The sequence below is a fragment of the Brevundimonas vesicularis genome (assembly GCF_014204545.1).
GTDB lineage: Bacteria > Pseudomonadota > Alphaproteobacteria > Caulobacterales > Caulobacteraceae > Brevundimonas > Brevundimonas vesicularis_B.
In genome coordinates, this window is the sequence record NZ_JACHLJ010000001.1 from 139,172 (window position 1) to 166,038 (window position 26,867).

At 66.5% G+C, this 26,867-nt stretch carries 31 protein-coding genes; 26 read left to right on the forward strand and 5 right to left on the reverse strand.

Going from position 1 to position 26,867, the window contains the following annotated elements; translation table 11 throughout:
* Positions 1 to 40: 40 nt before the first annotated feature.
* The 3 genes from HNP47_RS00655 to HNP47_RS00665 all read right to left on the reverse strand — a co-directional run bounded on the left by HNP47_RS00655 (position 41) and on the right by HNP47_RS00665 (position 2,438).
* Entirely contained in the window at positions 41 to 556 is a 516-nt protein-coding gene (locus tag HNP47_RS00655; RefSeq protein ID WP_055753176.1) for a hypothetical protein, read from the reverse strand.
* A 5-nt stretch (positions 557 to 561) separates the two neighbouring features.
* A complete protein-coding gene (xth, locus tag HNP47_RS00660) occupies positions 562 to 1,347 on the reverse strand; it encodes an exodeoxyribonuclease III (protein WP_184277537.1) in 786 nt (261 codons plus the stop codon).
* A 101-nt stretch (positions 1,348 to 1,448) separates the two neighbouring features.
* On the reverse strand, positions 1,449 to 2,438 hold the full coding sequence (locus HNP47_RS00665; RefSeq protein WP_311769992.1) for a hypothetical protein: 990 nt from the start codon (positions 2,436 to 2,438) through the stop codon (positions 1,449 to 1,451).
* A 100-nt stretch (positions 2,439 to 2,538) separates the two neighbouring features.
* Between HNP47_RS00665 and HNP47_RS00670 the strand changes: the two genes are divergently transcribed.
* The 6 genes from HNP47_RS00670 to HNP47_RS00695 are packed head-to-tail and all read left to right on the forward strand — an operon-like array spanning position 2,539 to position 7,406.
* Complete coding sequence (locus HNP47_RS00670) at positions 2,539 to 3,624, forward strand: MBL fold metallo-hydrolase (RefSeq protein WP_184277539.1); 1,086 nt, start codon at positions 2,539 to 2,541, stop codon at positions 3,622 to 3,624.
* Positions 3,621 to 4,394: an enoyl-CoA hydratase gene (locus tag HNP47_RS00675; protein ID WP_184277541.1), complete on the forward strand. Its 774-nt coding sequence runs from the start codon at positions 3,621 to 3,623 to the stop codon at positions 4,392 to 4,394. Before HNP47_RS00670 ends, HNP47_RS00675 begins: the two co-directional genes overlap by 4 nt.
* A gap of 60 nt (positions 4,395 to 4,454) precedes the next feature.
* Positions 4,455 to 4,949 (forward strand): GNAT family N-acetyltransferase, encoded by a 495-nt coding sequence (locus HNP47_RS00680; RefSeq protein ID WP_184277543.1) that lies wholly within the window; start codon positions 4,455 to 4,457, stop codon positions 4,947 to 4,949.
* A 38-nt stretch (positions 4,950 to 4,987) separates the two neighbouring features.
* Positions 4,988 to 5,536 carry a DUF1285 domain-containing protein gene (locus HNP47_RS00685; RefSeq protein WP_184277545.1) on the forward strand — a complete coding sequence of 183 codons (549 nt, stop codon included), beginning with the start codon at positions 4,988 to 4,990 and terminating at the stop codon, positions 5,534 to 5,536.
* The gene (locus HNP47_RS00690) at positions 5,533 to 6,195 is read left to right on the forward strand and encodes a CoA pyrophosphatase (RefSeq protein ID WP_184277547.1); all 663 of its coding nucleotides are present in this window, start codon (positions 5,533 to 5,535) and stop codon (positions 6,193 to 6,195) included. Before HNP47_RS00685 ends, HNP47_RS00690 begins: the two co-directional genes overlap by 4 nt.
* Positions 6,192 to 7,406: a CCA tRNA nucleotidyltransferase gene (locus HNP47_RS00695; RefSeq protein WP_184277549.1), complete on the forward strand. Its 1,215-nt coding sequence runs from the start codon at positions 6,192 to 6,194 to the stop codon at positions 7,404 to 7,406. Before HNP47_RS00690 ends, HNP47_RS00695 begins: the two co-directional genes overlap by 4 nt.
* Here HNP47_RS00695 and HNP47_RS00700 read toward each other — a convergent pair.
* The gene (locus HNP47_RS00700; protein ID WP_184277551.1) at positions 7,381 to 8,337 is read right to left on the reverse strand and encodes an endonuclease/exonuclease/phosphatase family protein; all 957 of its coding nucleotides are present in this window, start codon (positions 8,335 to 8,337) and stop codon (positions 7,381 to 7,383) included. The two genes, HNP47_RS00695 and HNP47_RS00700, sit on opposite strands and share 26 nt — an antisense overlap.
* 69 nt (positions 8,338 to 8,406) lie before the next feature.
* On the opposite strand from HNP47_RS00700, the gene HNP47_RS00705 reads away from it, so the two are divergent.
* The 19 genes from HNP47_RS00705 (at position 8,407) to HNP47_RS00795 (ending at position 23,337) form a co-directional block, all read left to right on the forward strand.
* Entirely contained in the window at positions 8,407 to 8,868 is a 462-nt protein-coding gene (locus tag HNP47_RS00705; RefSeq protein ID WP_184277553.1) for a DUF4112 domain-containing protein, read from the forward strand.
* A gap of 143 nt (positions 8,869 to 9,011) precedes the next feature.
* Positions 9,012 to 10,448 carry a DUF2793 domain-containing protein gene (locus HNP47_RS16485; protein ID WP_184277555.1) on the forward strand — a complete coding sequence of 479 codons (1,437 nt, stop codon included), beginning with the start codon at positions 9,012 to 9,014 and terminating at the stop codon, positions 10,446 to 10,448.
* A complete protein-coding gene (locus tag HNP47_RS00715; RefSeq protein ID WP_184277557.1) occupies positions 10,445 to 10,600 on the forward strand; it encodes a hypothetical protein in 156 nt (51 codons plus the stop codon). Before HNP47_RS16485 ends, HNP47_RS00715 begins: the two co-directional genes overlap by 4 nt.
* Positions 10,597 to 10,866 carry a hypothetical protein gene (locus tag HNP47_RS00720; protein ID WP_184277559.1) on the forward strand — a complete coding sequence of 90 codons (270 nt, stop codon included), beginning with the start codon at positions 10,597 to 10,599 and terminating at the stop codon, positions 10,864 to 10,866. The genes HNP47_RS00715 and HNP47_RS00720 overlap by 4 nt, the downstream gene beginning before the upstream one ends.
* Positions 10,863 to 11,246, forward strand: a complete 384-nt coding sequence (locus tag HNP47_RS00725) for a M15 family metallopeptidase (protein WP_184277561.1) — start codon at positions 10,863 to 10,865, stop codon at positions 11,244 to 11,246. The genes HNP47_RS00720 and HNP47_RS00725 overlap by 4 nt, the downstream gene beginning before the upstream one ends.
* On the forward strand, positions 11,243 to 11,722 hold the full coding sequence (locus tag HNP47_RS00730) for a hypothetical protein (RefSeq protein WP_184277563.1): 480 nt from the start codon (positions 11,243 to 11,245) through the stop codon (positions 11,720 to 11,722). The genes HNP47_RS00725 and HNP47_RS00730 overlap by 4 nt, the downstream gene beginning before the upstream one ends.
* Positions 11,700 to 11,864 (forward strand): hypothetical protein, encoded by a 165-nt coding sequence (locus tag HNP47_RS00735; RefSeq protein ID WP_221415054.1) that lies wholly within the window; start codon positions 11,700 to 11,702, stop codon positions 11,862 to 11,864. The genes HNP47_RS00730 and HNP47_RS00735 overlap by 23 nt, the downstream gene beginning before the upstream one ends.
* 217 nt (positions 11,865 to 12,081) lie before the next feature.
* A complete protein-coding gene (locus HNP47_RS00740; protein WP_184277567.1) occupies positions 12,082 to 12,900 on the forward strand; it encodes a flagellin in 819 nt (272 codons plus the stop codon).
* Between the two features lie 287 nt (positions 12,901 to 13,187).
* Complete coding sequence (locus HNP47_RS00745) at positions 13,188 to 13,991, forward strand: flagellin (RefSeq protein ID WP_184277569.1); 804 nt, start codon at positions 13,188 to 13,190, stop codon at positions 13,989 to 13,991.
* 139 nt (positions 13,992 to 14,130) lie between these two features.
* Positions 14,131 to 14,934, forward strand: a complete 804-nt coding sequence (locus HNP47_RS00750; protein ID WP_184277571.1) for a flagellin — start codon at positions 14,131 to 14,133, stop codon at positions 14,932 to 14,934.
* 111 nt (positions 14,935 to 15,045) lie between these two features.
* Positions 15,046 to 15,783, forward strand: a complete 738-nt coding sequence (locus tag HNP47_RS00755; protein ID WP_184277573.1) for a flagellin — start codon at positions 15,046 to 15,048, stop codon at positions 15,781 to 15,783.
* A gap of 84 nt (positions 15,784 to 15,867) precedes the next feature.
* On the forward strand, positions 15,868 to 16,149 hold the full coding sequence (locus HNP47_RS00760; protein WP_184279156.1) for a hypothetical protein: 282 nt from the start codon (positions 15,868 to 15,870) through the stop codon (positions 16,147 to 16,149).
* 135 nt (positions 16,150 to 16,284) lie between these two features.
* Positions 16,285 to 17,109 carry a flagellin gene (locus tag HNP47_RS00765; protein WP_184277575.1) on the forward strand — a complete coding sequence of 275 codons (825 nt, stop codon included), beginning with the start codon at positions 16,285 to 16,287 and terminating at the stop codon, positions 17,107 to 17,109.
* Between the two features lie 60 nt (positions 17,110 to 17,169).
* The gene (locus tag HNP47_RS00770) at positions 17,170 to 19,878 is read left to right on the forward strand and encodes a transcriptional regulator (RefSeq protein ID WP_184277577.1); all 2,709 of its coding nucleotides are present in this window, start codon (positions 17,170 to 17,172) and stop codon (positions 19,876 to 19,878) included.
* A gap of 81 nt (positions 19,879 to 19,959) precedes the next feature.
* Complete coding sequence (locus HNP47_RS00775; RefSeq protein WP_184277579.1) at positions 19,960 to 20,631, forward strand: hypothetical protein; 672 nt, start codon at positions 19,960 to 19,962, stop codon at positions 20,629 to 20,631.
* A complete protein-coding gene (locus HNP47_RS00780) occupies positions 20,631 to 21,053 on the forward strand; it encodes a hypothetical protein (protein WP_184277581.1) in 423 nt (140 codons plus the stop codon). The genes HNP47_RS00775 and HNP47_RS00780 overlap by 1 nt, the downstream gene beginning before the upstream one ends.
* Positions 21,054 to 21,219: 166 nt before the next feature.
* Positions 21,220 to 21,717, forward strand: coding sequence for a single-stranded DNA-binding protein (ssb, locus tag HNP47_RS00785; RefSeq protein ID WP_017504124.1), 498 nt, complete (start codon positions 21,220 to 21,222; stop codon positions 21,715 to 21,717).
* 118 nt (positions 21,718 to 21,835) lie between these two features.
* On the forward strand, positions 21,836 to 22,774 hold the full coding sequence (locus HNP47_RS00790) for a DMT family transporter (RefSeq protein ID WP_184277583.1): 939 nt from the start codon (positions 21,836 to 21,838) through the stop codon (positions 22,772 to 22,774).
* Between the two features lie 29 nt (positions 22,775 to 22,803).
* Complete coding sequence (locus tag HNP47_RS00795) at positions 22,804 to 23,337, forward strand: DUF1003 domain-containing protein (protein ID WP_184277585.1); 534 nt, start codon at positions 22,804 to 22,806, stop codon at positions 23,335 to 23,337.
* A gap of 39 nt (positions 23,338 to 23,376) precedes the next feature.
* Here the strand turns inward: HNP47_RS00795 and HNP47_RS00800 are convergent, their stop codons facing one another.
* Positions 23,377 to 23,952, reverse strand: a complete 576-nt coding sequence (locus tag HNP47_RS00800) for a superoxide dismutase family protein (protein ID WP_184277586.1) — start codon at positions 23,950 to 23,952, stop codon at positions 23,377 to 23,379.
* A 122-nt stretch (positions 23,953 to 24,074) separates the two neighbouring features.
* Between HNP47_RS00800 and gyrA the strand changes: the two genes are divergently transcribed.
* Positions 24,075 to 26,852: a DNA gyrase subunit A gene (gene gyrA / locus HNP47_RS00805; protein ID WP_184277588.1), complete on the forward strand. Its 2,778-nt coding sequence runs from the start codon at positions 24,075 to 24,077 to the stop codon at positions 26,850 to 26,852.
* Positions 26,853 to 26,867 lie beyond the last annotated feature (15 nt).

Consider the following 26,867-nt stretch of genomic DNA (forward strand, 5'->3'; position numbering starts at 1 on the left):
TAACGCCGCATCGCGGCGACTGAAAGGCCCATGCGGCGCCTCAGCCCTTCAGCAGGGCCTCCAGATGCGACAGCCAGCGGCGACCGAGACGAAGGGCCTCGCCCGGCGAGCCGGTCTGGACGGGCAGGGCGGCATCCCAAAGGGCCAGCTCGAACTCAGGGTGTCGGGCGTCGGCGAACATCAGCCGCAGCACCACCTGCTCGGCGTCGGGGGCCAGCACGTCCAGGGACTTGCGCGCCTCGCCTCGGCGGATGCGGGCGACGACGTGGCCGTCGACGATGATCTCGCCCCCCTCCACCTCATCGAAGGCATAGACCAGGCCGTGGGCGCCGTTGGCCCACAGCACGACGACCTGTTCGACGTCGAAGTTCAGGGCGCAGGCGCGACCTTCGCCCGGCGAGAGGGCCTCGACCTCTGGCGCGGCGCCCAAGGTCTTGAGCATGGCGCGGTGCAGGCGGCGTGGCGGCTCCATCCACCACGACAGCGCGAGGGCCAAGGTCGTCAGCAGGGCCGCCGCGAGGGCGATCAGCAGCACCACCCGCAAGACGTCGGCCATCGGCGTCAGGCCTCTAGATCAATGTCGACAACCACGGGAACGTGGTCGCTGGGTTTTTCCATGTCCCGCGCGTCGCGGTGGGTCTCGATCCCCCTGAACCGGTCGGCGGCCTGGGGCGACAGAAGCGCGAAGTCGATGCGGATGCCATGGTCCCGCTGCCAGGCGCCGGCCTGATAGTCCCAGAAGGTGTAGGTGCCAGCCGGTTCGCCGCCGATCTCGTGCGCATCGGCCAGGCCCAGGTTCTTGAGCGCGCGGAAAGCCTGGCGGCTCTGGGGCTGGAACAGGGCGTCGTCGGTCCAGGCGGTCGGGTTCTTGGCGTCCTCCGCTTCGGGAATGACGTTGTAGTCGCCGCACAGGGCCAGCGGCTCCTCGAACGCCAACAGGTCTTGGGCATGGCGGTTCAACCGATCGAACCAGGCCAGTTTGTAGTCGAACTTCTCGGTTCCGATCGGATTGCCGTTCGGCAGATAGAGGGCGCCGACGCGAATGGGCCGGGGCGCCTCGACCAGGGCCTCGATATAGCGCGCCTGCTCGTCAGTCTCGTCGCCGGGCAGGCCGCGTCGGATGTCGGACAGCGGATATTTCGACAGCAGGGCGACGCCGTTGTAGCTCTTCTGCCCGTGGGTCTCGACATTGTAGCCCAGGCTCTCGAACGCCTCGCGCGGGAACTTCTCGTCCACGCATTTGATCTCCTGGAAACAGGCGACGTCGGGGGCGGCCTGCTCCAGCCACGCCAGCACGGTGGGCAGGCGGGCGTTGACGGAGTTTACGTTCCAGGTGGCGATGCGCATGACGGCGACGCTAGGCTGCGTCTCGGTTTTGGAAAAGAGGGCGCAAAAGAAAAGGGCCGCCGGATCGCTCCGACGGCCCTTCGATCAGTCTTTTGGCTGGCTTAGAGGCGACCGCCGGCGGGCGCCGCAGCAGCGGCAGGCGCTGTTGTCAGCTTGCAGCCCCCGCCGATCCGCTGGGCGGTGGCGCAAGGGTAGATTTGCTGAACCGCGTTTTCGGCATTCACGCGCGCGATGACGCCATCGGCCCCTTCACACTTGGCTTCATAGAACATGCCGTTTGCGTTCTGCCCCATCAGACGGGCTTCGACGACGTTGCAGGATGCGGCTTCCGAGCCAGCGAGGAGCGTTTTCATGAAGGTGGCGTTTTCGGCCGTGGTCGTGAATTCGCAGGCGCCGTTCTCGGCCAGGACTTGAAGGCACGGCGTCTTGCTCCAAACGCCGGCGTCTTGCCTGATCCAGAAGCCCGGACCGTCGGAGCACCCGATTTCGTAGACGACAACACCGCCGTTTGACTGTCCCAGCACCTTTGTCTGATCGACCGCACAAGGAACGCCGGCCTGTTGGGCGTATTCGCGCAGGAACTTGTCGGTGTCGGTGTTGGCGGCGATCGTGCATTGCAAGCCGACATCGGCGGCGGGATCGCGTTCACGTACCACGCGCGCCGAATAGGCGAGTGCGATGCAGCTGGTCGCGGACGGCGGCGTCTTGGATTCAAGGATGAACCCAGGACCCGTAGCGCAGGCGACTTCATACACTGACGTCTTGTCGGCGGTTTGGCCAAGCAGTTTGGCTTCGCTGACCTGACAGTTGGTGCTGGCCAGGGTGGCTTGTTGCTGCGCGGCCGCCAGAATCTCTTCCGCCGTGGGCGGTGCGGGCTGACGCTCGCGTCGCGGTTGGTTGTTGCTTGGGCGTTGAACACGCGACGGTGTCACTCGTTCGCTGGGGGCTTCGATCCCATTTCGAGATCCTGCAGGCCCATACCCCGATGAGGGCGTCGTTTGAGCAAAGGCAGATACGGAAATCGCGCTGAAAACGAGCGCTGTCGCTGCGGCGAATATTCGAGCTTTCATATCGACACCCAGATTTGTCACTACCGACTACGTGACGGCGTATTCACACGCGGTCAAGGCGAGTGTGGACGACGACCGAGGACACGGGCTAAGTATCTGCGCGTTTCGATTGGAGACTGACTTGGCTGATGGGACGGCACCGACGACGGCCGTGAAGGATGGGCGGGGGCTGACCTATCCGTTCGACGCCGTGCCCAGCGCGGGCGAGGCGACCGAGGTCGCGTCCGGCGTGCTGTGGCTGCGGTTCGCCCTGCCGTTTCAGCTGGACCATGTGAATGTCTATGCGATCCGGGACGGCGACGGCTGGGTCGTCGTCGATACGGGTTTGAAGACATCGGCGACCATCAGCGCATGGGAGACGGTGCTGCATGGCGCGTTGGGCGGTCGTCCGGTGACGCGGCTGATCTGCACCCATATGCATCCCGATCATATCGGCTTGGCGGGCTGGCTTTGTGAGCGGTCGGGCGCGCCGCTGCTGATGTCGCGACTGGAGTATGTGACCGCGCGGATGCTGATAGCGGAGGAGGCGGGCGACGCGCCTGCGGACGGCGAACGCTACTACCGCGCCGCAGGCTGGAGCGATGAGCAGATCGCGCGCTGGCGGGCCGACTACGGCGGGTTCGGCAAGGGCATGGAAACGATGCCGCGCAGCTATCTGCGACTGTCCGACGGCGACAGCCTTCAGATCGACGGCGACGACTGGAGTGTGGTCGTCGGGTCGGGCCATAGCCCGGAGCACGTCTGCCTGTGGCGGCGGTCGGACGACGTCTTCATCGCCGGGGATCAGATCCTGCCGCGCATTTCGTCCAATGTTTCGGTCTGGCCGACGGAGCCCCAAGCCGATCCGCTGGGCGACTGGATGGACTCGCTGGACAGGCTGAGGGCGCTGTTGCCGGAGGGCGCATTCGTCCTGCCGGCGCATGGCGAGCCTTTCTACGGCGTCCACGCACGGCTCGACGCGCTGAAGCGGGGGCACGAGGTCGCGCTGAAACGGCTTGAGCGGACGTTGCGTCAACCGTCTAGGGTGATCGACGGCTTCTCCGCCGTCTTCGGTCGAGTGGTCGGGGACAGGGTGCTGGGTATGGCCACAGGCGAGGCTCAGGCGCACCTGAACTATCTGGAAAGACGCGGCCGCGCGGCGCGGACGCGAGACGAGTGCGGCGTCGACTGGTGGAGCGCCGTCGCACAGGATGAGGAAACGACGTGAGCGAACATATCCGAAGCGAAATGGTCGACGGCGTCCTGACCGTCACCCTGGACCGGGCCGACAAGAAGAACGCCATCACCCAGGCCATGTATTCGGCCCTGGCCGAGGCGACGGAGCGGGCGCGCACCGACGATGCGGTGCGGGTGCTGCTGCTGCGCGCGGAGGGCGACAGCTTCTCGGCCGGCAATGACATCCAAGACTTCATCGCACTGGGCTCGCAAGGGGCGGGGCCGGGCGACATGCCTGTGTTTCGTTTCCTGAAGGCGCTGGCGGACCTGGACAAGCCAGCTGTGGCGGCGGTGAAGGGGCGGGCGGTCGGGATCGGTCTGACCATGCTGCTGCACTGCGATCTGGTGGTGGTCGCCGAGGACGCGTTGCTGTCGGTGCCCTTCGTCAATCTGGCCCTGGCGCCGGAGGCGGCGTCCAGCCTGCTGTTGCCGGCCGTGATCGGTCATCAGCGGGCCTTCGAACTGTTTGCGCTGGGCGAGCCGCTGGATGGCCGGACGGCCTTGGCCTGGGGGATCGCCAATCGCGCGGTCCCGGCCGATCAGGTCGAGGCGACGGCGGCGGAGCTGGCGGCCAAGGTGGCGGCCCGTGCGCCCAACTCCATCCGCAAGACCAAACGGCTGATGCGTGACGCCGAAGGCATTTGGGCGCTGATGCAGCGCGAGGGCGAAGCCTTCGGTTCGCAGATGAAGAGCCCCGAAGCGATGGAGGCCTTCATGGCGTTTACGCAGAAGCGGGCGCCGGACTTTTCGAAGGCGGGTTAAGCGGTCGTCACAAGGCCTTGCCTTGATTTGGCGCAGCTTTGCTTCTAGGTGCGCGCGCCGATGACGCACGCCCTTTCCATATCTCCGGCCGTAAGCCGTATCGAAGGCGAGACCCCGGCCGACGCCGACGGCGTGGAGGCTCTGGTTATGGCCGCCTTCGGGCCGGGACGGTTCGCCAAGACCGCCGAGCGCCTGCGTGAAGGTTCGCAGCCAAGTGCGGGCTTTGTCGTGAAGCGCGACGGGGAAGTGGTGGGCTCGGTACGACTGTGGCCGGTCGTGGTTGGAGACACCTCGGCGCTGTTTTTGGGACCGATCGCCGTGCACGCCGGCCGCCGAAGCGACGGTCTGGGCGCCGAACTGGTTCAGGCGTGCGTGGATCAGGCACGGGCGCTGGACGTTGGCGGCGTGCTGTTGGTTGGGGATGCGGCCTATTTCGAGCGGTTCGGATTCGCCCCTGCGCCTGAGGCGATCCTGCCCGGACCTGTGGATCGTCGCCGTGTTCTGTGGCTGGCGACCGGGGTGGATCAGGTTTCGGGTTCGGTTCGCATCGGCTGACCCTTTCCCGCACGGTTCGCGGGGCCTAAGTCAGATGGATGGATAATCCCAGGTCAGGACTGAACGCCGTCGCCGAGGCGGCCAAACAGGCGCCCGGCAAGGGGCTGCCGCCGGTCCATCTGTGGCATCCCGAGCATTGCGGCGACATCGATATCGTTATCCGGGCGGACGGCGTCTGGATGCACGAAGGCTCGCCGATTGGCCGCAACGAATTGGTGCGGCTGTTCTCAACCGTGCTGAGGAAGGACTCGGACGGCTATCACCTGGTCACGCCGGTCGAAAAGCTGAAGATCAGCGTCGAGGATTTGCCGTTCCGGGCTGTCGCGATGCGGCGGGAGGGCGGCGACGCCCTGATTTTCACCACCGATGTCGGTGATGAGGTGAGGGCCAGCGAAGCCGATCCTATCGTCGTTGAAACCGATGCGACGACGGGCGAGCCGGCGCCGCGCATCCATGTGCGCCGCGATCTGTGGGCGCGCATCGCGCGGTCGGTCTTCTATGAAATGGTCGAAATGGCTCAAGAGGTCGACGGACGCCTGGTCGTTCGGTCGGGCGGCCAGGTCTTCTCGCTGGGCGCGGTGACGTGAGCCTGGAGACCTTGAAAACCCGGCTAGTCGATCGGTTGGCGCCGATCGAGACGTGGCGGCCTGAACTGGTTGCGGCGCGGTCCGACTTCGACCTGAACCCGCAAGCGACACGGACGGCCAAGGAACTTCGGCCGGCGGCGGTGCTGATCCCCATCGTGGCGCGGCCTGAAGGGGCGACGGTGCTGCTGACGCGGCGCGCGGACACCCTGGCGCGGCACACGGGGCAGATCGCCTTCCCGGGCGGGCGGCTGGACCCCGGCGAGACCGCAGTTCAGGCGGCGCTGCGCGAGGCGGACGAGGAGGTGGCGCTGGACCCTGCCGCGGTCGAGGTGCTGGGCCTGTCGGACGCCTATGAGACGGGGACCGGCTTTCTGGTGACGCCGGTGATCGGCTGGCTGGGCGAGGCTCCGGTTACGACGCCGTCGCCAGACGAGGTCGCCGAGGTGTTCGAGACGCCGTGGGACTTTCTGATGGACGCCGCCAATCATCGTCGAGACTTCTACGACATGGACGAGGGGCTGCGACGCTGGTTCTGGGCCATGCCCTGGGGCGAGCGCTACATCTGGGGCGTGACGGCGGGGATCCTGAAGGCTCTCCACGTCAGACTGTACGGGGACGAGGCTGCGCCAGAAGCGGCGGCCGACGAGGACGCGGCATGAGCGTCTCTGTGAAGGGACAGCCTTGGCTGGAAAGCCAGGCGACGCGCGCGGTGATGCGGGCGCTGGAAGCGGCGGGCGGTGTGGGCTGCGCGCGGTTCGTGGGCGGCTGCGTGAGGAATAGTCTGTTGGGCCAGCCGGTCGACGACATCGACATCGCCACGCGCCTGCGGCCCGAACAGACCATCACGGCGCTGAAGGCGGCAGGGCTGAAGGCCGTGCCGACGGGCGTCGAGCACGGAACGGTGACGGGCGTGTCGGAGCGGCGTCCCTATGAGATCACGACCCTGCGTCGCGATGTGGAGACGGACGGGCGCCGCGCGGTGGTCGCCTTCACCGAGGACTGGGCCGAGGACGCGGCGCGCCGGGATTTCCGGCTGAACGCGCTTTACGCCGATGCGGCAGGGACGGTGTTCGATCCGACCGGCGGCGGGTTGGAGGATGCGGCGGCGGGACGCATCGTTTTTGTCGGCGAGGCGGAGACGCGCATCCGCGAGGACTACCTACGCATCCTGCGCTTCTTCCGGTTCTACGCCTGGTACGGGCGGGGAGAGCCGGACGCGGTCGGGCTGGCGGCGTGCGCGGCGCTCAAGGGCGGCATGGCGCAGCTGTCGGCCGAGCGGGTGTCCAAGGAGGTGTTGAAACTGCTGGCGGCGCCTGACCCGCGTGCGGCGGTGCGGGCGATGGCCGAGACCGGCGTGCTGGCCCAGGTGCTGCCGCAAGCGCAGCCGCTGGCGCAGTTCGAGGCGATGTGTGAGCTGGCCGACGATCCGGTGATGCGGTTGTCGGCCTTGCTGCCCCCAGATGCTGCGGGCGTGACGGAGATCGCGGGTGGTCTGAGATTGTCGAACGCAGTGCGAGATCGGTTGGCGGCGGCGGTGGCGGACGGTCCTGCCGTTTCGCCGACGATGAGCGACGCCGAGGCGCGGGCGGCGATCTACAGGTCGGGACGCAGGGCGTTCGAAGATCGGCTGATGCGGGCTGAAGCGGTCGGCGGGGGCGATGGCGCGCGGCTGCGGGCGCTGACCGCCGATTGGACCCCGCCCAAGATGCCGGTCGGAGGGCGAGATCTGGCGCGTCTGGGCCTGGCGCCAGGGCCGGAGACGGGACGGGTGTTGAAGGCGTTCGAGGACGGTTGGGTCGCAGACGATTTCCCTGCCCAGGGTCATGACGCGCGGCTGAGGGCGCTTATCGCGGCGAACGGGCGCGGGTGAACTCGGTGATGACGGGGCGGTGGTCGGATCCCGTCGGCTCGCCCAGGCGGCGCGTGAGCAAGGCCAGATCCGGCGAGCGATAGACCTGATCGATGGTGATGCCGGCGAAGGCGGGGATCTGGCTGGGCCAGGTGCCGGGCCAGCCGGGCGCAGGAATCAGGCCCAGGTCGGACTGGATTTGTTTGCCGATGCGGGCGCTGGAGACGCTGTTGAAATCTCCGGCGGCGATGACGGGATGCTCTGGCGCGGCCTTCATCCGCTCTGCCAAGGTCGTGACCTGGCTGATCTGGCCCCACTGATACTGATAGGGCCAGGGCCGGGTCAGGTGGACGCCGAAGACGTTGATCGGGCCGATGGGCGTCTGAACCGTCGCGCCAACGGCGCTGAGGCCGTCGGGACGTTCGGCCAGGCGTTGCAGGATCGGATAGCGCGAGGCGATGATCGAGCGCGCGTGGTCGCCGGCGCGCGCCTGGCCGATCAGAACGCGATGGGGATAGTCCGGCAGCAACTGGTCCAGCCGCGACGCCGGGGTCTGCCCCAACTCGACCAGCACCAGGATGTCGGCGTCGGCGGCCGCGATGGACCGGCGCATGGCTGCGACATCAGTGTTGAACACATACAGATTGGCCGAATAGACCCGTACGATCGGCTGGTCGGGAACCGGCGCGCCCTTCGTCGGTGTCCATTGCGGCCAGACCGACAGGGCCAGCACCACGCACGCCAGTCCACCGACGATCGAGGCCGGCCATAGGCGAAAGAGCAGACAGACCACGGTCACGCCGACGGCCGCCAGCAGCATCGGCGACGTGAACTGGGCCAGGATGTCGACCCAGCGATGGCCGATCCCGCTGAGGGCCGCCACGCCGAACGCCGCCAGCCCCAGCAACAGTGCGCTTGCCGTCACATTCGCCGCCAGCTTGATCAGGGTCATCGAAGACGTATCTCTCGGATTGAACGCGAAGCGTCGCGCCGCGTTAAGGCGACGCTTTGGAGGGCGAAAATGGCCAGACGGTCGATCCGGGATATCGAGAACATCTGGTCCAATGTCGAGGGCGTAAAGAAGCTGTCCGACCGCGTGATCGGCATCGGGCCGTTCGGTCTGGGGCTGGACGCCATGCTGACTTGGGTGCCGGTGGTCGGCACGGTCTATACGGTCGGAACCGGCGGCTGGCTGATGCTGCAGGCCGTGCGGGCCAAGGCGACGCCGGCGACACTGGCGCGGATGGGGGCCTATATGGCCATCGACACGGCGACCGGCACGGTGCCCCTCGCGGGCGACATCATGGACACCTTTTTCCCCGGCCAACTGATGGCGGCGCGGGCGCTGCAGAAGCACATCGAAAGCACCCACTGGGTCGAGGACACCGAGGCCAATGCGCGCGCCAGCGGCGACCACGAGATGCACGAGGCGCGGGTGCAAAACGACCAGACGCTGAAGCGGATCGTCTATCTGCACGATTGAGATGCGCTGGCTGAGGCGGCCTAGCCATCGTTTTCTCCGCAACGAATCTGCCTGAAATCAAGGACCTGATCCAAATGACCGCCCGTCTTCCGGCCTGAGGAAGGGCTGCGCCCAGACTGATCTCCACGACAACGGAGAGAAGAATGAGCGACGATTTCAGCGCGCGTCTAAACCTGCCCTATCTGGCGGCGGGGCAGATGCAGAAGCATGTGACCCTGAATACGGCCCTGACTCGGCTGGACGCCCTGTTGCAGACGGCGGTGGTCAGTCGCACGACGGTCATCCAGCCGGCCGATGCGTCGGATGGCGATCTCTATATCCTGCCGCAAGAGGCCGAAGGCGCAGCCTGGGCCGGGCGGGCGGCCGGCGCCCTGATGCGGTTCGAGCGCGGCGGCTGGACCGTCGTGACGACGCCGGACGGCATGATCGCCGGCGTCCTGGATGAAGGCGTCGTGGTGGTGCGGGCCGATGAGGGCTGGATCACGCTGGGGCAGCGACTGGGCGAGGTGCAGGGCCTAACGCGGCTGGGTCTCGGGACGACCGCCGACGACGCCAATCCCCTGGCGGCCAAGATCAACGCCGCCCTGTTCACGGCGCGCGGCGAGGAGGAAGGTGGCGACGGCGACCTGCGCCTGACGCTGAACAAGACGACGGCGAGCGATGTCCTGTCGCTGCTGTTTGAGAGCGGCTACGCCGCCCGCGCAGAGCTGGGTCTGATCGGCGACGACGACCTGAGCCTCAAGGCCTGCGATGACGCCGGAACATGGCGAGCAGTGTGGCGCGTGGATCGCGGGACGGGGCGCATCGCCTTCGATCAGGGGGCTGTCCGGCACGAAACGACGCTGTTCACCAGCGATGACGACTATGCCCTGCCGGCTTGGGCGCGCTGGGTGGAGGCGACGTGCGTGGGCGGCGGAGGCGGCGGGGGCGCAGGATTGGCGGGTCCGGCTGGTGCGTCGCGTATTGGCGGCGGCGGAGGCGGCGCCGGTGGACTGAGCTTCGGGCGATGGTCGGCTGAAGATCTGGACGGCGTCCTGACGATCACGGTCGGCGCCGGCGGGATCGGCGGCGTTTCTGGCGGCGATAGTGAGGTCGCGACGGGTGACACGGTCCTGTTGCGCGCGACGGGCGGGACCGCAGGCGGCTCAGGCGCCGGTGGGGCAGGCGGGATCGGCCTGCGCCTCGCCAATCCCGGCGGCAGCTCTTCGACAACCGCGACGGCGGCGACGGGCGCAGAAACCCTTTGCTCGGACGGCCCGGGCGGCGGCGGGGCAGGGGGCGGTCTGAGCGCGGCCGGTGTCGCCTATGCCGGAGGCGCGGGCGGCGTGGGCGGCTGGTCGGGCCTTCGCGCGGCCGGCGGCGTCGCGGGCGCTGCGGGACAGGCCTCGCCCAAGCCGCTCTTGTCGATCGTCGGCGGCGGCGGCGGGGGTGGCGATGCGTCAGGGAGTGGAGCCGGTTCCCCCGGCGCCCCCGGCGCCCTGTTCGGGGCCGGGGGCGGGGGAGGCGGCGCGGGCCTAAGCGTCGGCGGCCAGGGCGGCTCGGGCGCTTCGGGCGCGGTTCTAATCACGGTCGTCGGATGAGCCGGCGCGCACATCCGGCTGAGCCAGTCGAGGTGCTGGAGGCCGAGGCGTGGGAAGCGCCCGACAGCCTCAGCGACGGGGAATGGCGCGCCCAGTCCGGCTGGGACGGCCGCTGCGCCGTCGAAACCTATGACGAGGAGGACGAACGATGACCCGACACAAACAGAGGGCGATCCCCTTGGCGGAGGGGCGGTGGCTGTTTCGTCGCCTCTACGCCTTCGCCGTCAGCGCGGGACTGTGGGTGCTGTTGATGCGCACGGTCGGGCGGATGCCGGCTGAGACGCTGCCTAGGATCACGGACGGGCTGATGGGACTGCTGGCCCTGATCCTGGTGCTCTATCTGGTGGCGCCGACCGCCCAGCAGTTGATCACCCTGATCGCCACCGCAAGGCTGCGGATCGACGGAGGCCGACCATGAGCTTTCGTCTGTCCAGCCGGTCGCGCGCGCGGCTGATCGGCGTGCAGCCGGCCCTGATTGCGGTGGTCGAGGCGGCCTTCACCCGCACGCCGGTGGACTTCATGATCACCGAGGGGCTGCGCACGGCCGAACGTCAGGCCGCGCTGATCAAGGCGGGCGCCAGCCGCACGACGCGCTCGCGCCATCTGACGGGCCATGCCGTCGATGTCGCCGCCCTGGTCGAAGGGCAGGTGCGATGGGACTGGCCCCTGTATCGCCGGATCGCCGAGGCGTTCAAGGCGGCGGCGCTCGACCTGAAGACGCCGCTGATCTGGGGCGGGGACTGGAAGACGCTGCGGGACGGTCCGCATTTCGAGCTGGATCGAAAGGCCTTTCCATGAGCGCCGGATCGATACTGCGGGCGCTAACGCCGCTCGGCTGGCTGGCGGCCGCTGGGACAGCGCTGGCGCTGGGGTTCGTGCTGCTCGGCGGGCTCGGCTTTCGCTGGGACCCGTTGAACCTGCAGCACAAGCGTCTGGAGGCCGCCCGCACTCAGGTGCGGGATGCGACTGCCGTGGCGGCGGCGCAGGCTGACGCCCGACGCATCGAAGCCGAAGGCGCCGCGGCTCAGGCCCGGCGCGTCGATCACTATCACCACATGACGGGGGCGGCTGACCGGGCGACCACGGCCGCCGTCGCCCAGGCCAGGAGCGCCGACGATGCCGATCAACCCTTGGAGAACCGCCGTGCTGATCGCCTGCGCGACCATGACGGCGAACTGTGCCGCATCGCCCCCGATCTCGCCGGTTGCGCCGGCGCGACTGGTCTTGCCGGAGGCGGCGACACGGCCGTGCGTGCTGGCCACCCTGCCGGCTGAACCGACGGCCGGCGATCTGGACGCAGCCTATCTTCTGCGCGGCGCCCAGATCGTGGCTTGCGACGGGGCGCGGCGGTTGGCGGTCGAGACCCTGTTGGCCGAACGCGCGATGCAGGACGCGCAGGTGCGACGCCGCGACTGACGCCCTGCAAAAACGACTCGGCAACTTCTGCCGCCTGGTGTGCAGGCTTGCCGGGTCGTTTCGCAAACCGCCGGGATAAGGCCAATGAAATCAGTGTCGGCGTCTGGCCGGCATCGCTTTTTGGACTGGCCCCGCCCTTGCTCTCCTAGAGACCGAGCAAAACGCTCCTGACGCTAAAATGGCGTCGGACATCACACGAAGTGAACAGGAAGCCAAAATGGCTACGAGCATCAATACGAACTACGGCGCCGCTGTCGCGCTGCAAAACCTCAATGCGACCAACGCTATGTTGGAGCGCACGCAAAACCGTGTCTCGACGGGCCTGAAAGTGGGCTCGGCCAAGGACAACGGCGCGATCTACGCCATCGCGACGACCCAGCGCGCCAACATGGGCGCCATGGATGCGGTTCGGAATTCACTTCAGCGCGGACAGTCGATCGTCGATGTGGCCCTGGCCGCAGGCGACACCATCACCGCCGCCCTGGAAGAGATGAAGTCGCTGGCCGTCAGCATCCAATCCTCGGTCGCCGGCTCGGCTTCGGAAATATCATACCTGGCTGATTTCAATGCCTTGGGCAAGGAAATCGATGCTGCTCTGAAGGGCGCGACCTTCGATGGCGTGAACCTGTGGAACACCACCACGGCCACCAATATCACCACCAACGTCAGCGGCGGCACCTACCAGATCGGCTTCGGCACGGTGGACAAGGCTGCGGCCGCCCCGATCACGGCCGTCTCGGCGGGTGGTGCCGGCCGAACTGGGGCCACGACCACTATCGTCGATGCGGCCATCGCTGAGATCACCGCTGACCTGGCCACGATCGGAACCCAGTCCAAGTCGGTCGGGCGTCAACTGACCTTCGTTAACAAGCTGCAGGACGCGACCGAGGCCGGCATCGGCAACCTGGTCGATGCAGACCTGGCCAAGGAAAGCGCCAAGCTGACCGCCTTGCAAACCAAGCAGCAACTCGGCGTGCAGGCGCTGTCGATCGCAAACCAGAGCAGCTCGATCCTGCTGAGCCTGTTCCGCAACTAAGCATGCCACTGGGCTGAACGCTTCGCCTTTCGACGTGTGGTCACCACGCGCAGGCGCAGACCAACTCGACGTGCACCCGGCAAATCTTGCCTAATGCACGAAAAAGCCCGGCAAGAGTTGCCGGGCCGGAAGGAGGGTGAATCAAAGGTAAACCCATAAAATCAGTTAGTTGTGGGCTTTTGCACGGATCAGGAATGGCCCGGCAATTGCTTCTTACTTACCGAGCAAAAAGCTCCTGGCGGCAAAACGACGCCGGAAATCACTGAAGTGAACAAGGAAGGCCAGAAATGCCCAGCATCAACACGAACTACGGCGCTGCAGTCGCCCTGCAGAGCTTGAACAAAACCAACGCCCAGCTGGAAACCACCCAAAACCGGATCAATACCGGCATGAAGGTGTCTTCAGCCAAGGACAACGGTGCGATTTTCGCCATCGCCACCCAGCAGCGCGCCAACGCGGGTGCTCAAGATGCGGTTCGCAACTCCTTGCAGCGTGCCCAATCAATCGTTGATGTAGCTTTGGCTGCCGGCGATACAATCACGTCCGCTTTGGAAGAGCAGAAGGCGCTGGCGGTCAACATCGCCTCATCAACTGGTTCGGCGCAGGCGGCCTATCTCGCGGACTATAACGCATTGGGAACCGAAATCGCGAGCGCCTTGGCGGGTGCAAGCTTCGACGGCGCGAACCTGTTCGCGGCGACAAGTGCGACAGGAGCGATTACGGCGCAGACTGCGCCTGGATCGACCTTCACGCTAAAAGCCGCGAGCACGGCCGCGACGACCGTGGCGACAACGACGGCGGCTGCCACCGGCGACGCTGCAACGCTCTCGGCGACTGTGGACGGGGCCATCACGGCTTTCACTGCGGTGCTGGCGGATTTTGGCACCAAGTCAAAATCACTGGGACGCAGCATCACCTTCGTCAACAAGCTGCAAGACGCGATGGAGGCGGGTGTTGGCAACTTGGTCGACGCTGACTTGGCAAAAGAGAGCGCACGACTGACGGCTTTGCAAACCAAGCAACAGCTGGGTGTGCAAGCGCTGTCGATCGCCAACCAAGGCAGCTCGATCCTGCTGAGCCTATTCCGTTAAGGCCCTTGGCCCGATCGCTAAGGCGGTCGGGCCAAGGCCGCATCTGATCGGTCGTCGGTTCCCGGCGCCCGGACCTGAGCAAAATGCTCACCCCGGCAAAACGCCAGGGGATCTCACGAAGTGAAAAGGAGGGCCAGAAATGCCCAGCATCAACACGAACTACGGCGCTGCAGTCGCCCTGCAGAGCCTGAACAAGACCAACGCTCAGTTGGAGACGACCCAGACCCGGATCAGCACGGGTCTGAAAGTCTCCTCGGCCAAGGACAATGGCGCGATCTTCGCCATCGCCACCCAGCAGCGCGCCAACGCCGCCTCGCAAGACGCGGTTCGCAACTCGCTGCAACGCGGTCAGTCGATCGTCGACGTGGCCCTGGCGGCCGGCGACACCATCACCTCCGCCCTGGAAGAGATGAAGTCGCTGGCGGTTAACATCGCCTCATCCACGGGCGCGGCGAAGACGGCCTATGAGGCCGACTTCACCGCATTAGGCAAGGAAATCAACGACGCGATCGCCGGCGCCAGCTTTGACGGGGTGAACCTGTTGAACACGGCCGCAGGCACGACCACCGACGTTCAGACGGGTTCGGGCACTTATCGCCTGGGCACCGCCACGGCGGTCAGCGCGAACACCCAACTGGCGATGTTCACGGCGGCGACGCCGACCGTTGCAAACTACACCACCGCGAACGTCGATCTGGCGATCGCGGGCGTGACCAGCACCCTGGCCACCCTGGGCACTCAGTCCAAGTCGGTCGGGCGTCAGATCACCTTCGTCAACAAGCTCCAGGATGCAATGGAAGCTGGCGTGGGCAATCTGGTGGACGCCGATCTGGCCAAGGAAAGCGCACGACTGACCGCCCTGCAAACCAAGCAACAGCTGGGCGTGCAGGCGCTGTCGATCGCCAACCAGGGCAGCTCGATCCTGCTGAGCCTCTTCCGCTAAGGCCCGGAGACCTCGCCGTCACGGCGGCGGGGTCGAGGCCTTGAACCCCGAGCAAAACGCTCACCCCGGCAAAACGCCGGGGCTCTCACGAAGTGAAAAGGAGGGCTAGAAATGCCCAGCATCAATACGAACTACGGCGCCGCAGTCGCTCTGCAGAGCCTGAACAAGACCAGCCAACAGCTGGACACGACCCAAAACCGGATCAGCACCGGGATGAAGGTGTCGTCGGCGAAGGACAACGGTGCGATCTTCGCGATCGCCACGTCGCAACGCGCCAACGCCACCTCGCAGGACGCCGTTCGCGCCGGCCTGCAACGCACCCAGTCGATCACCGACGTGGCTCTGGCCGCCGGCGATTCCGTCACTTCCGCTCTGGAAGAGATGAAGTCGCTCGCCGTCAACATCGCCTCATCGACCGGCGCGGCGCAGACGGCCTATCTGGCCGACTACAACGCTCTGGGTTTGGAAGTCGCCTCCGCGATCTCCGGCGCGACCTTCGATGGCGTGAACAGCCTGACGACTCTGGGTTCGAACGCGGCGATCACCGCCGTCAACACCGGCAGCATCACGGCCACCAACGCCACCACGGCGAACGTCGATGCCGCCATCGCGGCGACGACGACCGCCCTGGCGACGCTGGGCACCCAGTCCAAGTCGCTGGGCCGTCAGATCACCTTCGTCAACAAGCTTCAAGACGCTCTTGAAGCCGGCGTGGGCAATCTGGTGGACGCCGATCTGGCCAAGGAAAGCGCCAAGCTGACCGCCCTGCAAACCAAGCAGCAGCTGGGCGTGCAGGCGTTGTCGATCGCCAACCAGGGCAGCTCGATCCTGCTGGGCCTGTTCCGATAAGACGCGCGGCCGGAGCGGTTTCGCGACCGCTCCGGCTGATCGTTCGTTTCTCTAGAGGGCGCGGGACGACCTGCGTGTGGAGCCATGACAGACAATGTCGCGAGATCAGTAAGCGTACCCCAGATTAGTCCCGTCCTGCCGGTCGCCGTACAGCCTACGACGCCGGCGCCGGCGGCCAAAAACGACAACCACGACGCCAGCCGCTTTCGACTGACCATCGAGGCCATGGGTGACAACCGCTTCGTTTACAAGGTCCGGGACCGGGTGACAGGGGAGGTGATCCGCCAGTTGCCGCGCGAGGACGTCGAGAAGCTGAACAGCGACCCAACCTATCGCGGAGGCCGTCTGGTCAATACCGCCGTCTGACCACAGGCAAGGGCTCCAACTCTTTGACGCCGCCGGCTTGCCGGGCGGCGCAATCATGGTTTCCGACGCATTAACCATGTGATTACGACTCATGGTTAATCCTGTAGCCCACAGAACGTCCGGGGGCTTGAAGCCATGACCACCAGCATCCACACCAACACCTCGGCGATGATCGCCCTGCAGAATCTAAATCGCACCAACGACCAGTTGGCGGCGACGCAGAGCCGGGTGAACACGGGGCTGAAGGTTCAGGGGGCGCGCGACAACGCCGCGGTCTGGGCGGTGGCGCAAGGTCAGCGCGCCGACCGGGGATCGCTCGAAGCCGTCACCACCAGCCTGAACCGCGCGACGTCCATCGCCGACGTGTCGCTGGCGGCCGGCGAGCAGATCTCGGACATTCTTCTGGAGTTGAAGCAGAAGGCGACCGCAGCGGCGGACCCGAGCGCCAGCACCGCCACACGCACCTCCTACAACGATGAGTTCCAGGCGCTGTTGAGCTCAATCGACTCGTTCGCCAACAACGCCATCTTCGACGGCGCCAACATCCTGGACGGTTCGGCGACGACGACACTGAACTTCCTGGCCAGCGCCGACGGCGCAGAAACCATCGCGCTGGATCGTCAGGACCTGACCGTCGCCGGTCTGTCGCTGACCGGCACGACACTGACCAGCCAGGCCAACGCCACGACGGCCCTTGCCGCCGTTAACGCCGCCATCGCCACCAGCAGTGCGCGTCTGGCCGAACTGGGCGCTCAGTCCAAGCAGATCGAGCGCCACACCACCTATGTCGGCAAGCTGTCGGACGCGCTGGAAGCCGGCATCGGCAATCTGGTGGATGCAGACCTGGCCAAGGAAAGCGCTCGCCTTCAGGCCCTGCAGGTCCAGCAGCAGCTCGGTGTTCAGGCCCTGTCGATCGCCAACCAGGCGCCGCAGGTGATCCTGTCGCTGTTCAAGGGCTGATCCGACAGCTTAACGGTTCCTTATCGACGCCCGTCGCACGATAGGGTCGGAGCCGTCTGAATGATCAACAACAGCTATCTGCTGGGTCTTTTCGGAACGACGACGGGGACGTCGTCGTCTGGCGCCACCTCGACCGCCAGCGCGGCTGTTAAAGCCAAGAAGACCCAACCGACGGCCCCCTGGTCGTCCACGGCGACACCGGCGAAGGCCAGCGACCTGGTTCGTGCGGCCTTGGGCGGCCGTCGCCTGATCGACGAGGGCAATGTCAGCCTGGATCTGGCTGGCGCCTCCACCGACTACCGCAAGATGTTCGCCCTGTATCAGGGCCTGAACACGCTGGGCGCCTTGGCCGACCGTGCTGGCGTCAAAGGGCTGAGCGCGTCGGAAGCGGCCCTGGTGTCCAAGCGCTTCGGCGAAGGCCTGGCCGAATTGTCGACCTATCTGAGCACCGCCAGTTTCGAAGACATGCGGTTGGTGCAGGGCGTGGCCCAGACTTCGGTCAAGAGCACCTATGCGCTGGAACGGGCGCCGACCAGTTTCGTCACCGCCCCCATCCACGACGGCGACCCCACCGCCTCGGTCAAGGCGTTCGAGGGCGACGTGAAGTTCTCCGTGACCGTCAAGACGGCGGCCGGGGAGCAGGCGATCGCCATGGACCTGTCCGAGATGGGTGCGACCGATCGGTCGTTGGCCAATGTCACCGCCTATATGAACGGCAAGCTGGAGGACGTGGGCGTCGCGACACGCATCAGCGCTCAGTTGATTCCCGCCGAGCCGAAGACGGTCAAGAGCGGGACCAAGACCATCACCCTGCCGGCCGGACCGGATCAGTGGGCGTTGAGGTTCAATGGCGGGACCGGCGAAGCTATCAGCTTTCAGGCCGTCGACACCTCCGACGCCGTCTATGTGACGCAAGGGGTCGGCAAGACCGGCACGGCGGGCCAACTGCTGAAGTTCCAGGCCGACGGCGGCGCGGCGCCGGCCGCTCAGCAGGGCGTGGACGATCCGTTCTGGGTCGAGGGCAGGGTGGGGCACGCCAACCTGCCCGACGGGGTCGCCGCGGTTAAGGCCAGCGCCGTGGCGCCCGATGGTTCCGTCTGGGTCGTCGCCGAACTGACGGCGGGCGACGCCAGTCAACCGATCAAGGGCGCGCGCGATGTCGCCCTGATGAAATATGACTCCGCCGGCAATCTGATGCAGACCAAGCTGCTCGGCGCCGCCTCCAGCGCCAACGGCTTCTCCCTCGCCATCGACGATGAAGGCCGGGTCGCCCTGGCCGGATCGGTGACCGGGGCGCTGGAACCTGGCAAGAGCGGCGACAACGCGTCCGTGGCCGACAGTTTCGTCTCTGTCTTCGACAGTTCAGGCCAGGAACTGTGGACCCAGCGTCGCGGGGCCAAGGCGGCCGATGAGGCGACCGAAGTTCGCTTCGGCGCCGACGGCATGGTCTATGTCGCCGGTCGCTCGAAATCGGCCATGCCGGGCAATGCGGCCCTGGGCGGCTGGGATTCCTATCTTCAGGCTTTCCAGGAAAAGCCGATAAAGATCAACGGCCCGGACGTGGGCGTGAACGTCGCGACCGTGCAGTTCGGCACCAGCGGCGACGATTCCGTTCAGGCCATGACGGTGTCAGGAAACGACCTCTACACGGCCGGCGTCGAGAACGGGAAGGCGGTCGTGCGCCGCTTCACCCTGGACGCCGACGGCGTACCGAGCCTGGCCTCGACGCGTGACCTTGGCTACGCCAGCGGCGCGATCGCCGGCATATCGGTCGAGAACGGCAAGGTGGTTGTGACCGGTCATACCGAAAACACCGCCCTCGATGTCGCCACGGTGACCAACGCCCATGCCGGCGGCAGCGACGTCTTCATCGCCACCTTGTCGACCGACCTTCAGGCCTCGGCCAGCGATCGGATGACCTATTTCGGCGGGGCGGGCGCGGACACCGCCGCCGACGTCGCCATCAAGGACGGCAAAGTCTGGATCACCGGCACCAACCGGGCGGAAGGCGCCGGCAAGGACGACCCCACGTCCGGCTATCTGGCCCAGATCGATCTGGCCACAGGCCAGGTCCAATCGAACCGAACCTGGCGCGCGGACGGCGATCAGGCCAAGCCGACCAGCTTGAGCATCGCAGCGGGCGGGGCCAGCGTGCTAGACCGCCTCGGCCTGCCCCAGGGCCAGATCATGCAGGCGGATTCCAAGCTGCTAACCGTCGCCACCTCATCCCGCGCCGGCGATCAGTTTTCGATCAGCCCTGCGGCCGGCGGCCGCGCCGTCAGCGTGACCATCGACGCCAGGGACACGCTGGAAAGCCTGGCCAAGAAGATCAACGCCGCCTCTGGCCGCCAGTTGGAAGCCAAGGTCATCACCGACCTGAAGGCCAAACCCATCGTCCAGCGCCTGGAAATCAAGACGGCGGCCAATAAGGACGGCGCGGTCATCTCCGCCGGAGCGATCGGCAAGGACGCCCTGGGCGCGCTGGGCCTGACGCCTGGCTTCGTCGGTCCGGTGAAGCCGGACAAGGACGCGATCAAGACCTATGGGCTGAACCTGTCGAACAAGCTGAGCCTGAACGATCCCGCCGCGATCAAGGCGGCGATCGAATCGCTGGCCCAGGCGATGACGGCGGTCCGGTCCTCCTACCGCTCCCTCGCGCCCTCGACTGGCGGCATAACCAACACCCAGACCGGCAACGGCTCCTCGACCGCCTATCAGCAGACGCAACTGGCGAACTATCAGGCCGCGCTCAGCCGCCTGACGGCCTGATAGGGGTCGTGACGGGTCAAGGCGGTTGACGCCCGAGGCCGGGTCGGAGTTATTGACCTCCTCATCCGCGAAAGCCCGTTCATGGCCCTTCCGAAAGACAACCGCGTCATCCTGTTGGTCGGCGCCGGCGTGGCGATCGTCATCGCCGTCGTGCTCGCCCTGATCTTCACGGGCGGCGGCGACAAGACGACCGAAGCGCCGCCGGCGTCCAAGGGCGGGCTGGTGGTCAACCTCGCCGAGGCGCCCACGCTGGAGCCGACACGGGAACTGCGCTGCTTCGTCGATGGTCAGTTCGTCGGCATGGCGACCCTGGCGCTCTGCGCCCAGCGCAATGGCCTGGCGACGGACGCGCTGGACGTCGGGCTGGACGCCACGGGCGCCTTGGCCGCCGCCCCGACCGCCGCCTTCGCCCCGCCGCCCGAACTTCCCGCAGTGGAGATGGCCCAGACCCCGCCGCCGGCCTCCGTCGAACAGCCGCCTGCGCCGCGTCCCACGCCCGTGGCCAGCGGCAGCCCCTGCCTGCGTCATACCGGCTCAGACTGGCGCACTCTGTCGCCGAACATGAGCCTGAACGCCTGCGTTCAGGCGCTTTACGCCGGAACCTGCGTCGGGCCGGGCGACGCCCAATACGGCCGCTGGGGCGATACGACCCTGCGTCTGGTGCCGCGTCGGGTGGAACAGTCCAATGACAACAACCGTTTCCGGACCCTGGCCGAACAGGATCGCAACTGCCAATTCACGGGAATGAACTGATGCGTTTCGTCGCCCTCGCCGCCATCGCCGGGACCGCTCTGCTGGGCGCCTGCTCCAACGAACCCAAATATGAGTTCGCCGAAGGGGCCTGCTACTTCGTGGCGACGCCGGACAATGCGCCGCCGCGCCTGCAGAAAATCGCCGACAACCAGCCCCAGCTCGAACAATGCGCCGCGCGGTTGGAAGAGATGCGCCTTCGCTTCCTGCGCATGGGCGGTTCGAACCAGGAAATCGCCGGCGCCTATCAAGGGCGGTTCATCTTCGTCGACCGCGAAGGGGTCAAGATCGGCAAGAGCCTGACCGGCAGCCGCTTCTTCGCCATGGCCCGCACAGGCGACGGTCGTCTGGCCATCCCCGGCGCCATCCAGCGCGACGAGACGGGTCGTCCCATCGCCATCGCCGCCGACCCTGCCGCCAAGTAGGGCTTGCGCGAAAAGAACAAAGGTGGAACATTTCGTTAATGATCCACCGTTTTGGCGGGTCGGATGTCAAAAGCGGCTGGCGGTAACGTGCTGCTGCGGTCAGACATCGGACTGAATTGACGGGGCGGGCGAAGTCGTCGCCGCCTCACACGAAAAGGAAGTTTCAATGGCGGGCAGCGTCAACAAGGTCATTCTGGTCGGCAATCTGGGTCGCGATCCCGAGATCCGCTCCATGCCCAACGGCGACCGCATCGCCAACCTGTCCATCGCCACCTCGGAAACCTGGCGCGACAAGTCCTCGGGCGAGCGCAAGGAAAAGACCGAATGGCACCGGGTCGTCATCTTCAACGACAACATCGTCAAGGTCGTCGAGAACTATGTGAAGAAGGGCTCGACCGTCTACATCGAGGGCGCGCTCCAGACCCGCAAATGGACCGACCAGCAGGGCGTCGAGAAATATTCGACCGAGATCGTCGTCAGCCGCTTCAAGGGTGAGCTGACCATGCTGGGCGGCCGTTCGGAAGGCGGCTCGTCGGGCGGTGGTTACGGCGGCGGCGGCGGTCGTGGCGATGACGACTATTCCTCGGGCTTCTCCACCGGCGGCGCCAACAAGCCGAGCGGCCCCAAGGAAAGCTACGATCTGAACGACGACATCCCGTTCTAAGACTGAGTGCCTGACTTGGCGATCGTTGCCAGCGGTCGCCAAGCCGGATTTCTGAGCGGAAACCTGAGGTCATCCAAAGTGAGCCGACGCGGCGGGCGCGCCGTGCCATAGGGCGGTCATGACCGACGTCCGTTCCGAAGTTGCGCCTGCGCCGGCGCACCTGCCCAAGAGGCCTCACGCTCTCACCGGGCTGGAGATCGCCGCCATCGTGGCGATTATCGTGGTGTGGGGCGTCAACAACGCCGGGGCCAAGCTGGCGACGCAGGAGTTGTCGCCGCTGCTGGTCGGCGCCATCCGGTTCGGCATCGCCACCGCCTGTCTGATCGCCTTCGTTCGGCCGCCGTTCCCGGACTGGAAGAGCCTGATGCTGATCGTCATCATCGGCGGGCCGATCCAGTATGGTCTGGCCTACACGGCCTACTGGCTGGCGACAGACGTCAGCCCGGTGACCGTGGCCAACCAGCTTTGGATCCCCTTCACCACCCTGTTCGCCTTCCTGATTCTGGGCGAGCGTCTGTCCAAGGCGGCCTTGGTCGGTATGGGCGTGGCCTTCGTCGGCGTGGCCTGGATGACGCTGGACGCTCATGCGCTGCAGGACTGGAAGGCCATTGTGGTCGCCATCGCGGCGGGCGCCGCCTGGGGCGTGACCACGGTGGTCGCGCGCCGCACCACCTCCATCCCCCCGCTGAAGATGCAGGGTCTGCTGGCGCTGGGCGCCTTTCCGGTCATGGCCTTCGGCTCGGCGGTGTTCGAGCATGGCCAGTGGGAGGCGGTGAAGCGCGCCACGCCCATGGTCTGGGCCTCGTTGCTGTGGGCGGGCGTGGTGTCGTCCGTGCTGGCGACCACCCTGCTATTTTGGTTGGTCCAGCGGCGCGAGGCGGGCCGGGTAACGCCCTATCTGCTCGTCACGCCGGTGGTGTCGATGTTCATCGGCTGGAGCTTTATGGGCGACATCCTGACGCCGCAGATTCTGACGGGATCGGCCATCACCATGGGCGGGGTGGCCCTTGTGGCCCTGGCCGAACGGGGCTTGCGCGCCGGCGCCGCCAAGGCTTGATCTGCTCCTGATCGTTTCAGGAGCCCGCCATGCACCACGCCCCCCTCGACGCCGACCACGTCTCCCGCCGCTGGCTGGGCAAGGCGAAGCACGATCTTGCGGCGAACGAAGCCGTGGTCGTTCAGAGCGCCGCCGATCGTCGCCCTGTGTCCGAAGACATCAACGAGACCTTTGACGACCGTCAGACCTTCGGCGAGCGGCTGGCCGATCGGGTTGCGGCCTTCGGCGGTTCATGGCCCTTCATCATCGCGTTCGGCGTCTTCCTGGCGATCTGGACCGGGCTGAACCTGCTGCTGCGTAAGGAAGCCTTCGACCCCTATCCCTTCATCTTCCTGAACCTGGTCCTGTCGATGCTGGCGGCGATTCAGGCGCCGGTCATCATGATGAGCCAGAACCGCCAGGCGTCAAAGGATCGGCTGGACGCGGGCAATGACTATCAGGTCAATCTGAAGGCCGAGATTGAGATCATGGCCCTGCTGGAAAAGGTCGAACATATGACCGCCCGGCAGGAGGAGCAGACCGAACTGATCCGCCGTCTGATCGCACAAAAAGAGACCCGCTGAACGCTGTCCAGCGGGTCATCGTCCGTATCTTAGAAAGGCTTAGCTTGCGCTGAGCGCCGCGCAGGCCACTCGGTCGCCGGCGCCGCCGATGGGCTGGGTCGAATGGTCGTCGGGGTTGGCATGGATGATGATGGCCGAGCCGTCGGCGTCCCACAGCCATTGGCCGGGGCCTTCGGACGAGATCCGGGCGCGGGTCGTGAACAGTTCGGCGTTCACCTTGCCGTCCGCACCGGCCCAGACGTTGGGCAGGTCGCCGTCGTCCGGCCCGGCGGCGTTCAGCAGGCCGTGCGGAGCCTTGGGCTCGCCGTGGTTGATGTGGGCGCCGGACGAGGTGAAGGGGGCGGCGCATTCGCCGGTCGCATGGATGTGGATGCCGTGCCAGCCGGGCGTCAGGCCCGAGGCTTCGATCTTCATCAGCAGGCCGGTCGGCCCCTGACGCAGGTCGACGCGGCCGATGTTGGCGCCGGAGGCGTTGATCAGAACGGCTTGTCCCGTCGCGCCGACGGGCGCGCGTTCGACGGCCGCCTGGGGCGCGTTTCCGGTCGCAGCGCAGGCGGTGGTCAGGGCCAAGGGGGAGGCGAGGAGAAGGGCGGCGGCGAGGCGAGGGGCGCGCATGTCGAAAGTCCTTTCAGAGACGGGCTTTCACGGCGACGTCGCTTTGCCACCGAGGCCCTGGAATGCTAGAAATCGTCACAGCGGATCACGTTCCGATTCCGGCCGCATAAAGCCACGCTTCATTGACCGACGACAGCTACGAAAACGCCGCATCTCCGATCGTTCCGGGAGGCGGCGGCTCCGACATTTCCACGATCACGATCGAGGACGAACTGAAGCGTTCGTACCTCGACTACGCCATGAGCGTGATCGTCTCGCGCGCGCTTCCCGACGCCCGGGACGGGCTGAAACCGGTTCACCGTCGCATCCTGTATTCGATGCACGACCTGAACATGACGCCCGAGCGCAGCTATTCGAAATGCGCCCGCGTCGTCGGTGACGTGCTGGGCCGGTTCCACCCCCACGGCGACGCCTCGGTCTATATGGCCTTGGTGCGGATGGCGCAGCCCTTCTCGATGGGGCTGATGCTGGTCGACGGCCAAGGCAACTTCGGTTCGGTCGACGGCGATATGCCCGCCTCGATGCGTTACACCGAAGCCCGGATGGCCCCGGCCGCCGTCGCCCTGATGGCCGACATCGACAAGGACACGGTCGATTTCCAGCCGAACTACGACGAGAAGGAGCTGGAGCCGGTCGTTCTGCCGAGCCGGATTCCCAATCTGCTGGTCAACGGCGCGGGCGGCATCGCCGTCGGCATGGCGACCAACATTCCGCCGCACAATCTGGGCGAGGTCGTCGATGCGGCCCTGGCCCTGCTGGATGATCCGAACGTCACCGACGACGCCTTGCTGGACATCGTGCCCGGTCCGGACTTCCCGACCGGCGGCGAGATCATGGGCCGCACCGCGCCGCGCAACGCCCTGCGCGACGGTCGCGGCTCGGTCGTCGTGCGCGGCCGCGCCTCGGTGGAGGAAATCCGCAAGGACCGCGAGGCCATCGTCGTCACCGAACTGCCCTATCAGGTCAACAAACAGACCCTGATCGAGCGCATCGCCGAAATGGTGCGCGAAAAGCGGCTGGAAGGCATTTCTGACGTTCGCGACGAATCCGATCGTCAGGGCATGCGGATCGTGATCGAGCTGAAGCGCGACGCGTCCGGCGACGTGATCCTGAACCAGCTGTGGCGCTATACCGCCATGCAGAGCTCGTTCGGCGTCAACATGCTGGCGCTGAACCACGGCCGGCCCGAGCAGATGGGCCTGCGTCAGCTGCTGCAGATCTTCCTCGATTTCCGCGAGGAAGTCGTCGTCCGCCGCGTCAAGTTCGAGCTGAACAAGGCCCGTGATCGCGGCCACGTCCTGGTCGGTCTGGCCGTCGCCGTCGCCAATATCGACGAGGTGATCCACATCATCCGCTCGTCGGCCGATCCGACCGAGGCGCGCGAGCGTCTGCAGGCCAAGGCCTGGCCCGTCGGCGACATGATGGCCCTGGTCGAACTGATCGCCGATCCGCGCACCGTCATCGTCGAGGGCGACAAGATCCGTCTGACCGACGAACAGGCCCGCGCCATCCTGGCCCTGACCCTGTCGCGTCTGACCGGCCTGGGCCGCGACGACATCTTCGGCGAGGCGCATGGCCTGGCCGACACCATTCAGGGCCACCTGACCATCCTGTCGGACCGCAAGAACGTCCTGGCCATTATCCGCGACGATCTGATCGACGTGAAGGATCGGTTCGCCGTTCCGCGCCGCACCTTGATCGGGGAAGGCGACGGGGAGATGGAGGATGAAGACCTGATCCCGCGCGAGGACATGGTCGTCACCGTCACCCACGGCGGCTACGTCAAGCGTGTGGCGCTGAACGCCTATCGGACCCAGCATCGCGGCGGCAAGGGCCGCAGCGGCATGTCGATGAAGGACGAGGACGCCATCACCGGCGTGTTCAGCGCCTCGACCCACACGCCGGTCCTGTTCTTCGCCACGAACGGCAAGGCCTACAAGCTGAAGACCTGGCGTCTGCCGCTGGGCAATCCACAGTCGCGCGGCAAGGCCTTCGTCAATCTGCTGCCCATCGAGCCGGGCGACAGCATCATGAATGTCCTGCCCCTGCCCGAGGACGAAACGACCTGGGGCGACTACGACATCATGTTCGCCACCAGCTCGGGCGACGTGCGGCGCAACAAGCTGTCGGACTTCGCCACGGTAAACCGCGCAGGCAAGATCGCCATGAAGCTGGAAGGCTCTGACCGCATGGTCGGCGTCGGCCTGTGCACGGCCGACGACGACGTGCTGCTGACCACGGCGCTGGGCCGCGCGATCCGGTTCAAGGCCGATGACGTGCGCGTCTTCAAGGGACGGGATTCGACCGGCGTCCGGGGCGTGCGCCTGCAGGACGGCGACGAGGTCATCTCCATGGCCATCCTGGGCCGCGTCGACGCCACGCCGGAGGAACGCGCCGCCTACGTCAAACACGCCAACGCCATGCGCAAGGCCCTGGCGGGTGCGGATGCGGAAGAGGATGCCGCGGCTCCGGTCGAGGCTGAAGAGGAAGTCGCGGATGCGGCTCTGACCGTGGAGCGGATCGCCGAACTGGGCGCCGCCGAACAGTTCATCCTGACGGTCACTGAGACCGGCTTCGGCAAGCGATCCTCGGCCTACGAGTATCGCCGTACGGGTCGTGGCGGCCAGGGTCTGACGGCCCACGGGCTGGGCGGTCGCGCCGGCACGCGTCTGGCGGCGGCCTTCCCGGTCGAGGAGACGGACGACCTTCTGCTGGTCACCTCGGGCGGTCAGATGATCCGCACGCGCATCGATCAGGTCCGCATCGTCGGCCGCTCCAGCCAGGGCGTCACCATCTTCCGCACCGGCAAGGACGAAAAGGTCGTCTCGGTCGAACGCCTGCCGGAAAGCGGCGGGGCGGATGATGCGGATGTCGGCGGAGAAGACGGCGGCGAGGCCTGATCCGCCTCCGCGCAG